This window comes from Rhodococcus sp. UFZ-B548 (assembly GCF_903819475.1).
In the GTDB taxonomy this organism is placed as follows: domain Bacteria; phylum Actinomycetota; class Actinomycetes; order Mycobacteriales; family Mycobacteriaceae; genus Rhodococcus_F; species Rhodococcus_F erythropolis.
This window is the reverse complement of record NZ_CAIJDS010000044.1, coordinates 55,311-64,828: the sequence shown is the minus strand read 5'-3', so window position 1 is coordinate 64,828 and position 9,518 is coordinate 55,311. Positions and strand designations below refer to the sequence as shown.

Annotated in this window: 9 protein-coding genes; 8 read left to right on the top strand and 1 reads right to left on the bottom strand. The window is 63.0% G+C overall.

Annotation, left to right across the window (positions count from 1 at the left end; genetic code table 11):
- The first annotated feature begins 273 nt into the window (after positions 1-273).
- The 8 genes from H7C86_RS27970 to H7C86_RS27935 all read left to right on the top strand — a co-directional run bounded on the left by H7C86_RS27970 (position 274) and on the right by H7C86_RS27935 (position 8,951).
- Positions 274-1,716: an MFS transporter gene (locus H7C86_RS27970; RefSeq protein ID WP_019749059.1), complete on the top strand. Its 1,443-nt coding sequence runs from the start codon at positions 274-276 to the stop codon at positions 1,714-1,716.
- The gene (locus H7C86_RS27965; RefSeq protein WP_182262629.1) at positions 1,713-2,594 is read left to right on the top strand and encodes a ribokinase; all 882 of its coding nucleotides are present in this window, start codon (positions 1,713-1,715) and stop codon (positions 2,592-2,594) included. Before H7C86_RS27970 ends, H7C86_RS27965 begins: the two co-directional genes overlap by 4 nt.
- Before the next feature lie 53 nt (positions 2,595-2,647).
- Positions 2,648-3,469, top strand: coding sequence for a MerR family transcriptional regulator (locus H7C86_RS27960; protein WP_182262628.1), 822 nt, complete (start codon positions 2,648-2,650; stop codon positions 3,467-3,469).
- A 39-nt stretch (positions 3,470-3,508) separates the two neighbouring features.
- Positions 3,509-5,608 carry a DEAD/DEAH box helicase gene (locus H7C86_RS27955; protein ID WP_153210815.1) on the top strand — a complete coding sequence of 700 codons (2,100 nt, stop codon included), beginning with the start codon at positions 3,509-3,511 and terminating at the stop codon, positions 5,606-5,608.
- 160 nt (positions 5,609-5,768) lie between these two features.
- Complete coding sequence (gene ectA, locus H7C86_RS27950) at positions 5,769-6,284, top strand: diaminobutyrate acetyltransferase (protein ID WP_019749063.1); 516 nt, start codon at positions 5,769-5,771, stop codon at positions 6,282-6,284.
- A gap of 48 nt (positions 6,285-6,332) precedes the next feature.
- A complete protein-coding gene (gene ectB / locus H7C86_RS27945) occupies positions 6,333-7,595 on the top strand; it encodes a diaminobutyrate--2-oxoglutarate transaminase (RefSeq protein WP_020969986.1) in 1,263 nt (420 codons plus the stop codon).
- Between the two features lie 15 nt (positions 7,596-7,610).
- On the top strand, positions 7,611-8,009 hold the full coding sequence (locus H7C86_RS27940) for an ectoine synthase (protein WP_003944463.1): 399 nt from the start codon (positions 7,611-7,613) through the stop codon (positions 8,007-8,009).
- Between the two features lie 9 nt (positions 8,010-8,018).
- Positions 8,019-8,951, top strand: a complete 933-nt coding sequence (locus H7C86_RS27935) for a D-isomer specific 2-hydroxyacid dehydrogenase family protein (protein ID WP_007731007.1) — start codon at positions 8,019-8,021, stop codon at positions 8,949-8,951.
- A gap of 44 nt (positions 8,952-8,995) precedes the next feature.
- Here the strand turns inward: H7C86_RS27935 and H7C86_RS27930 are convergent, their stop codons facing one another.
- Entirely contained in the window at positions 8,996-9,517 is a 522-nt protein-coding gene (locus H7C86_RS27930; protein WP_020969987.1) for a VOC family protein, read from the bottom strand.
- Position 9,518: the final 1 nt, after the last annotated feature.

Sequence of the window (9,518 nt, the reverse complement as noted above, 5' to 3'; positions counted from 1 at the left end):
TCGGGGCCACGAGCCCCATCAACTACCGGGCACCCCGCTCAAGCGCGAAGAGCCACTTTGATAGCGTAAGCGTCTTACTTGCCGGTAGTCCGGAGCCCTGTGGGCTCCGGACACTGCCGCGGGCCAGAGCCGTGCGACGGGGGTCGCAACGAGCCACAGGGCACGCGGACGCTCGATTTCCCGACCGGCTCATCGGCGAGTGGGCAACGAAAAGATGCGTGCATCAGGTACGTGCCCCGCTCGGTTCGATGATTGCGCTGGGGAGCGCATGTCATGACTACACCAGAGAACTCGATCAGCGCTCTCGAAGTGGCCGAATCACCCGATGTCTGCGTCACCGACAATGCGTCCGTCAAGCGCGCTGTCAAGGCAACGATGCTCGGAAATGCCATGGAGTGGTTCGATTTCGGCGTTTACGCATATCTAGCTACCACTATCGGAAAAGTGTTCTTCCCGGACGCGAGCGGCAGCGCTCAACTCCTCTCGACGTTTGCAATTTTTGCGGCTGCCTTCATCGTCCGCCCTCTCGGCGGATTGTTCTTCGGTCCACTCGGTGACCGCATCGGACGCAAGAAGGTCCTGGCCACCACCATCATTCTGATGGCCGGCAGTACCTTCGCCATCGGCCTCATCCCGAGCTACGAATCCATCGGTATCGCCGCCCCGATCCTGCTGGTACTCCTACGCCTGTTGCAGGGCTTTTCCACGGGCGGCGAATACGGCGGGGCCAGTACGTTCGTTGCCGAATACGCGCCGGACAAGCGGCGCGGTTTCTTCGCCAGCTTCCTCGAATTCGGGACTCTGGCAGGATATGTGGCGGCAGCGGGCATCGTGACGATCATCCAGACCGTCGTCAGCGCCGAGGACCTCCTCCAGTGGGGCTGGCGCATCCCCTTCCTCATTGCCGGACCGCTGGGTCTCATCGGCCTGTACCTCCGTCTACGTTTGGAGGAAACTCCCGCATTCCAGATGATGGAGCAGGCCGAAGAGCGTTCCCTCGCAGACGAATCCACCGGCAAGAAACTACGCGAAACTCTCGTCGACAACTGGCGTCCGCTTGTTCTGTGCATCGTCCTGGTGGCCACGTACAACATCGCTCACTACGGGCTGCTCAGCTACATGCCGACGTATCTGACCAACACGTTGGGTTACGACGAATCCCACGGACTCGTTCTGATGATCATCGTCATGATCGTGATGATGATGGGAATCAGCTACGTCGGAAAGTTCTCGGACCGCGTCGGGCGTAAACCCTTGCTGCTCAGCGGTTTCATCGGATTCTTCGTCCTGTCCCTGCCTGCCTACCTGCTGATCGGCATCGGCAACTACGTGACGGTCTTCCTGGGACTCGCAATTCTCGGCGGCTTGCTCCTGCTGTTCGTCGGGGTGTTCCCGTCCGTGCTTCCCGCGCTCTTTCCGACCGGAATCAGGTACGGCGGCTTGGCAATCGGATACAACCTCGCGGTGTCGATCTTCGGTGGAACCACTCCCCTGGTGCTGACAGCTCTCGAAAGTGCAACGGGCAGCAATCTGGTCGCACCGATGTACATGATGATCGCCGCGGTGATCGGCGGTATCGCAGTCCTGATGATCCCCGAGACCGCACGGAAGCCACTGGACGGCTCTCCGCCCGCCGTGGCCACCGACGAGGAAGCACGCCGGATCATCCGCAAGGTTCGCCGCAAGAGAATGAAGGCCGATAACCTCGAGGTATGAGCACGCCTCGAATCGTCGTCGTCGGCAGTATCAACATGGATCTGACCACGTCAGTGTCCAGATTCCCCGCTCCGGGAGAAACGCTGCTCGGCACTGCCTTTGCCACCGCGGCCGGAGGTAAGGGCAGTAACCAGGCCATCGCCGCCGCGAAGGCCGGTGGGGACGTGTCCTTCATCGGCGCGGTCGGCGACGACGGTTTCGGCACCCAATTGCGCGAGACCCTACAAGACGCCGGGGTCGACACCGCACTGCTACGTAGTGTCGACGGCCCGAGTGGCGTCGCGGCCATCACCGTGAGCGAAGACGCGGAGAACAACATCATCGTCGTCCCGGGCGCCAATTCCTCGATCACTTCGTTGACCGAAGCAGACCTCGACGCGATCTCCCGCGCCGACATCCTCCTGTGCCAACTCGAGATCCCGGTCGAGACAGTTACAGCGGCAGCCGAGCACGCGCACGCCAACGGGACGACGGTCATCCTCAATCCGTCTCCCGTACAAGAACTTCCGACTCCACTGATCGATGCAGTCGACATCTTGATCGTGAACCAGACCGAGTCGGAGCAGCTGGCCGCGGTCACCGGTCGCGTCGCGCACCTCGTCACGACGCTCGGAGCGGGCGGCGCGGATCTGAAGACCGGCGACGAGACAATCCACGCCGACTCCCCGGCCGTGACACCCGTCGACACCACCGGCGCCGGCGATGCCTTCACCGGGGCCTTCGCCGTGGAGTGGGTGCAGGACCAGGACCGCGCCCTGCAGTTCGCTGCCACGGCGGGAAGTCTGGCGACGACGGTCCGCGGCGCGTCGGTGGCGTCGCCCACTCGCGATGCGATTGAAAAAGTCCTGAACCGACAGCTTGACTCTGACACCGTGTGAGGTTCTAAACCTGTAGGTGTCGGGTTCGTGAGGGAGAAACGGGGCAAGTAACCATGTTGAGCATCGGAGACTTCGCGAGAGCAGGTCGTGTGTCGGTGCGCATGCTCCGCCACTACGACGCCATCGGCCTGCTCGTGCCCGCGAGGGTCGACGCATCCACCGGGTACCGCTCGTACACCGCGGGCCAGTTGGCGCTGCTCAACCGCATCGTCGCGCTCAAGGAGCTGGGCCTGACCCTGGCCCAGGTCCAGCAGGTGGTGGAGTCGGCGGTCACCGTCGACGAAATCCGCGGGATGCTCACGCTTCGCCGAGCAGAACTCGAGACCCGAATCCAGGAAGACACCGCGCGACTGGCGCATGTACAGGCGCGCCTACGCATCATCGAAAGTGAGGGACAGATGTCCGCATACGAGGTTGTGATCAAGTCCGTTCCGGCGCTGCGGGTCGCGGAGTTGACCGGTACCGCCAAGACGATGGATCCGTCGTCGATCGGTCCGGTGGTTCGCGGGCTGTACGAGCGCCTGTGCACCGGTTTGGATCGTGCCGGTATCGCCGCGATCGGACCTGCGCTCGCGTACTACGAGGATGCCGGTGACGACGAGAACGTCGTCGTGCATGCCGCGCTACCGGTCGATGCGGATCCCGAGGGCGACTACGAGTTCGCGGTCGTCGAACTGCAGGCCGAAGCTCAGGTGGCCTCGCTGCTGCACAAGGGGCCGATGGACAACTGCCTGCCCGCCTATCAAGCCTTGGCTCAGTGGATCGACGCAGCGGGATACCGCAATGCCGGCCCCAGCCGGGAGGTCACGCTGGCGTGCCCGGAGGACGTCGACGGCTGGGTCACCGAGCTGCAGGAGCCTGTTGCCAAGGCCTGAAGCCCGCACGTGTCGGCAGGGTCGTGCACCATGGGGTCCATGACCACCGCCACTGCCCCAGCCATGCGCGACGAAGCCGAGCGACTGCTCCGTGAACTCGCGGGGCCGGATGCCCGCCTACGCGAGGACCAGTGGACGGCCATCGAGGCCTTGGTGGTGCAACGCAAACGCGCCCTCGTCGTCCAGCGGACCGGCTGGGGCAAGTCTGCGGTCTACTTCATCTCGGCGAAGCTGCTCCGGGCAACAGGTCATGGCCCCACGGTCATCGTCTCTCCGTTGTTGGCCCTGATGCGAAACCAGGTCAGTTCTGCCGAGCGTGCCGGGGTGCGAGCCGCGACCATCAACTCGGGCAATGTCACGGAGTGGGACGACATCCACGCCCGCGTTGCAGCCAACGATCTCGACGTACTGCTGGTCAGCCCCGAGCGCCTCAACAACCCCGACTTCCGCGATCAGGTTCTCCCGTCCCTGGCAGCTGACGCCGGCCTGGTAGTGGTCGACGAGGCTCACTGCGTTTCCGACTGGGGACACGACTTCCGTCCCGACTATCGGCGTATCAGGACGTTGATCGCCGAACTCGGCGAGGGCATTCCCGTCCTCGCGACCACGGCTACGGCCAACAACCGCGTCGTCGAGGACGTGTCCGCCCAACTCGGCGTCGGCGGCGAGGAAACGCTCGTACTTCGTGGCGGGCTCGAACGCGAGTCACTTCACCTTTCCGTGGTTCACATTCCCGAGGCGACGGCGCGCGCTGCCTGGCTCGCCGACATACTCGAGACGCTGCCGGGATCGGGCATCATCTACACGCTGACGGTTTCGGCCGCTCGCGACCTCGCAAGCCTGCTCTCCGAGCGCGGTCATACCGTCGCCGCCTACACGGGCCAGACCGATCCCACCGAACGTGAATCCCTCGAGCAGGACCTGTTGGGCAATCGCGTCAAGGCTCTGGTGGCCACCTCGGCCCTCGGGATGGGCTTCGACAAGCCTGATCTCGGGTTCGTCGTCCACCTCGGCGCACCGTCGTCACCTATCTCGTACTACCAGCAGGTGGGCCGCGCCGGGCGTTCCACCGACAGGGCAGACGTGATCCTGCTGCCGGGCGCCGAGGACAAGCAGATCTGGAGCTACTTCGCCTCGGTCGCCTTCCCCCGCGAGCATCTGGTCCGCAGCGTCATCGAGCACCTCGACACCGAAAAGGCCACGTCGACACCGGCACTCGAACCGCTGGTGGAGCTCAATCGCACCCGTCTCGAAATGGTCCTCAAAGTTCTCGACGTCGACGGCGCGGTCAAACGAGTCAAGGGCGGTTGGATCAGCACCGGAGAACCTTGGGTGTACGACGCCGAGCGCTACGGTCGACTCGACGACGCTCGCCAGGCCGAGCAGGCTGCAATGGTCGAGTACCAGAGCATCACCACGTGCCGAATGACCTTCCTGCGTGAACAACTCGACGATCCTGGTCTGACATCGGAGAACTCACAGTGTGGACGCTGTGACAACTGCACCGGCAATCGCTACGACACCACTGTCGACACCACCGCCCTCGACGAGACTCGGGCGCGCTTGCAGCGCCCCGGATTCGACCTGGAGCCGCGCAAGATGTGGCCGACCGGCCTGAGCAAGCTGGGCGTCAAGCTGTCCGGGAAGATCACCGAGGGACCGGAAACCGGGCGCATTCTCGGACGGATGTCGGACCTGGGCTGGGGCCAACGTCTCCGCGCGCTTTTCGACGGTCCCGACGCCGAGGTACCCGATGCGGTGGTCAGCGCGTGTATCAGCGTTCTGGCCGCCTGGAATTGGGCCGAGCGCCCCACCGGTGTCATGGCCCTCGAATCCACGACGCATCCATTGCTGGTGTCGAGCCTGGCTGCCAAGCTGGCCGAGGTCGGGCGATTGACCGACCTGGGCACCCTTCGCTTGCGACCCGACCACCCTCCGGTGTCGGCAGCGAACTCCGCCTATCGCGTGTCCGGACTGGTCGATGTTTGGGAAGTTCCGGACATGAGTATCCATCAGGGACCGATACTTCTCGTCGACGCAATCGCCGACACCGGTTGGACTTTCACGATGGCCGCACGCGCACTTCGGCAGGCAGGTGCGCATTCGGTCCTCCCATTGGCGCTCGCGAGCCCCAAATAGCGAGTTTTGGCCCGAAATAGTCGCTCGGACAACACCAAAAGTTACATAATGTGAGCACGATCACATTCATGTCCTCACCTGGGGCGCAACGGGTTCCGCACGGCCCGAAACGGACATCTGCATGACTTCGACAGCAATGATTGTTACGTTCAGATGACCGATGAAGCCTGTTGATACGAGAGCTATCCCGACCACCGCGCCGGACGCGGTGTTGTTCAGAAGCCCACAGATCGATGACGGAGTCCGGCTCTGGGAGATCGCACGTGATTCGAAGGTGCTCGACCTCAATTCGAGTTATGCATACCTGTTGTGGTGCAGGGATTTCAGCGCGACGTCCATCGTCGCAGAGGTAGACGGCCGCGTAGTCGGATTCGTTTCCGGTTATACCCGTCCCAGCGCGCAGGAAACCCTGTTCGTGTGGCAAGTCGCGGTCGACGAGGACCAGCGCGGCAAGGCAATTGCTGCCCGCATGCTGTCCGACTTGATGGATCGCACTGCCCCACTGGGTGTTACACATCTGGAGACGACGATCAGCCCCGACAACGAGGCTTCGATCGCACTCTTCACCGCGCTCGCACGTCGACGCGAAGTACCGATAACCAGGCAGAACTTGTTCTCGCCCAAAGATTTTCCCGATGGACACGAAGCCGAAGATCTTTACACGATCGGCGCCTAGCGCACTTCGCGCTCGGCATACAGCATGCCCCGGAGGAACAAAGAAGATATGAATATCAACGAAGCAAGCATTTTCGAAACCCTCGAGTCCGAGGTCCGCAGCTACTGCCGTGACTGGCCTGCAGTGTTCACCAGCGCATCCGGATCCTGGATTCGTGACGAAAACGGACGCGAATACCTCGATTTCTTCGCCGGTGCCGGCGCCCTCAACTACGGCCACAACAACCCGGTGCTCAAATCGGCGCTGGTCGACTACATCATGAGCGACGGCATCACGCACGGCCTCGACATGTCGACAGTCGCCAAGCGCGAGTTCCTCGAGACCTTTCAGCGCAACATCCTCGAGCCGCGCGGCCTGGACTACAAGGTCCAGTTCCCCGGCCCGACCGGATCGAACACCGTCGAGGCTGCACTGAAGCTGGCTCGCAAGGTGACCGGACGTTCGGCAGTCATCAACTTCACCAACGCATTTCACGGAATGACACTTGGTGCACTCTCCGTGACCGGCAACTCGATGAAGCGCGCGGGCGCCGGTGTTCCGCTCGTGCACACGACACCGATGCCCTTCGACAACTACTTCGACGGCGTCACCGAGGACTTCCAGTGGTTCTCCCGCGTTCTCGACGATTCCGGTAGCGGCATCAACCGTCCCGCGGCAGTGATCGTCGAGACCGTTCAGGGTGAAGGCGGCGTCAATGTCGCTCGCCCCGAATGGCTTCGGGCACTGGCAACACTGTGCTCGGATCGTGGCATCCTGCTGATCGTCGACGACGTCCAGATGGGCTGCGGCCGCACCGGCCCGTTCTTCTCCTTCGAAGAGGCCGGAATCGTTCCCGACATCGTCACGCTGTCCAAGTCGATCAGCGGTTACGGAATGCCGATGGCGCTCACGCTGTTCAAGCGTGAACTCGACGTCTGGGGACCGGGCGAACACAACGGCACCTTCCGTGGCAACAACCCGGCGTTCGTCACCTCCAAGGTTGCACTCGACCACTACTGGTCCGACGACGCACTGACGAAGACAACCTTGAAGAAGGGCGCACGCATCAGCGAATGCTTCGCCAATCTCTCCGATCAGTTCCCCGGCGAGGTCTCGCACCGTGGACGCGGCCTGGTTCAGGGCCTCGTTTTCGATCAGCCCGAGCGCGCCGGCAAGGTCTGCCAGCTGGCATTCGACGAGGGATTGCTCGCGGAGACCTCCGGACCCTCCGACCAGGTTGTCAAACTGCTTCCGGCACTGACGATTACCGATGACGAGCTCGAGCACGGCCTCTCCATTCTGGCCGAGGCGACACTCAAGGTCTGCAGCTAGAGGAAGGACTCCCCCATGATCGTTCGCACCACCACCGAGATCACCGACACCGACCGCGACATCACGAGCGAGGACGGCAACTGGCGCAGCAAGCGCATCGTCCTCGGCGGCGACCGCGTCGGGTTCTCGTTCCACGAAACCACCATCAAGGCAGGTTCGGTCAACGAGTTCCACTACGCCAACCACGTCGAAGCGGTCTGGCTCGTCGAGGGCACCGGCAAGCTGATCGACCTGGACAACAACAAGGAATACGATCTCGCACCGGGGTCGATGTACCTGCTCAACGGTCACGAGCGTCACCGCGTCGAGCCCGATACGCAGATGCGCATGCTCTGCGTTTTCAATCCGCCGGTCACCGGGCGTGAGGTACACGACGAGAACGGTGTCTACCCACTGGTGGAGGTCCCCGCGTAGCGTCTAGTCATGGCGACTGACACCTCTCCACGCGTAGCGATCGGCCCCGTCCCCGATGCACTGCTCGACAGCGCGGTGCTTCGGGGCGGAGGTCTGATCAGTCCGATCGACACTGCCGACGCCCTGATCTGGGCGGGCTCACCCGAAACTTTTCCGTCGGAGTTACCGGCGTCGGTCAGGTGGGTGCAGCTGCCGTCGGCGGGAATCGAGGATTGGTTCGACTCCGGTGTGATTCCGAAGGACACCGAAATCACGTGGACCTCGGCGGCCGGCGCGTTTTCGGCCTCGGTGGCCGAGCACGCGCTCATGCTGCTGTTGGCCGGAGTTCGTCACCTGCCCGCACACATCGAAGCTCGAACGTGGCGTCAGTTCGAGTTCTTTCCCAAGATCGGCACCCTTCGTGGCTCGACGGTTGCGATCATCGGCGCAGGCGGTATCGGCCGCGCGCTGATTCCGATGCTGGCCGCGCAGGGGGCGGACAGCATCGCAGTCAATCGTTCCGGTAGCCCGGTTCCCGGGGCCATCTCGACGTACCCCGCATCCAGGATGGATGAAATCTATTCTCGCGCAGATCACTTCGTGATCGCTGCGCCCGCCACCCCGGCCACCCGTCACCTCGTTGGCCGCGCGCAGTTGGCGGCGATGCAACCCCATTCCTGGGTGATCAATGTCGCGCGCGGATCACTGGTCGATACCGACGCGCTGGTCGAGGCAATCGAGTCGGAGCAGATCGGCGGCGCCGGTCTCGACGTCACCGACCCCGAACCCCTCCCGGACGGTCACCCGCTGTGGGATCTGACGAATGCGATCATCACACCCCACGATTCCAATCCGCCGGGAGTTCGCCCCGCCGCGTTTGCGGATCACGTCTCCAAGAACGTGACCCGCTTCGCGAAGGGCGAGGCACTGGCTGCCCTCGTCGACCCGGTCGCCGGATACTGAGCACGCGGCCGAAGCCTGAATGATCCGGCGAAAGCTGCCGAAAGTTACTGTGGCGAATCCGTATCCGGGAAGAAGAGCGCCCGCGCCCGGCGAGCCACCTCCTCCGCAGGTACGTCCTCGACCTTCGTGCATACGGCCCACCGATGGCCGAATGGGTCGAGAAACACTCCATGCCGGTCACCCGAGAACGTATCGGCGACCGCCGTGACCAGCGTGGCTCCCTCGGCGACGGCCCGAGCGACGAACTCGTCCGTGTCCTCGGTGTAAACGACGATGGACGAATGCACCCAGCCGTCCTGCGGCGACCTGAGACCGAAGTCCGGCATCTCCTGCGAAAGCTGCAGCATCGAATCACCGATCCGAATCTCGGCATGCATGAGAGTGCCGTCAGGTGCATTCATCGCGTCGACGATCTCAGCTCCGAGGGCTCGTTTGTAGTAGTCGAGTGCGGCATGCCCGTCCGGCACCGCAAGGTAGGGAGTGATCGTGCGGTAACCAGCGGGAATTGGGTTCACTGTGTTCATGTCTACGAGTATCGACAGTCGTACACGTGTTCTATTGAACATT

What these genes read in the sequence shown, in the direction of transcription:
- H7C86_RS27970 (WP_019749059.1), top strand. Translation starts at nt 274, where the DNA reads ATGACTACACCAGAGAACTCGATCAGCGCTCTCGAAGTGGCCGAATCA.
- H7C86_RS27965 (WP_182262629.1), top strand. Translation starts at nt 1,713, where the DNA reads ATGAGCACGCCTCGAATCGTCGTCGTCGGCAGTATCAACATGGATCTG.
- H7C86_RS27960 (WP_182262628.1), top strand. Translation starts at nt 2,648, where the DNA reads ATGTTGAGCATCGGAGACTTCGCGAGAGCAGGTCGTGTGTCGGTGCGC.
- H7C86_RS27955 (WP_153210815.1), top strand. Translation starts at nt 3,509, where the DNA reads ATGACCACCGCCACTGCCCCAGCCATGCGCGACGAAGCCGAGCGACTG.
- ectA (WP_019749063.1), top strand. Translation starts at nt 5,769, where the DNA reads ATGAAGCCTGTTGATACGAGAGCTATCCCGACCACCGCGCCGGACGCG.
- ectB (WP_020969986.1), top strand. Translation starts at nt 6,333, where the DNA reads ATGAATATCAACGAAGCAAGCATTTTCGAAACCCTCGAGTCCGAGGTC.
- H7C86_RS27940 (WP_003944463.1), top strand. Translation starts at nt 7,611, where the DNA reads ATGATCGTTCGCACCACCACCGAGATCACCGACACCGACCGCGACATC.
- H7C86_RS27935 (WP_007731007.1), top strand. Translation starts at nt 8,019, where the DNA reads ATGGCGACTGACACCTCTCCACGCGTAGCGATCGGCCCCGTCCCCGAT.
- H7C86_RS27930 (WP_020969987.1), bottom strand. Translation starts at nt 9,517, where the DNA reads ATGTTCAATAGAACACGTGTACGACTGTCGATACTCGTAGACATGAAC.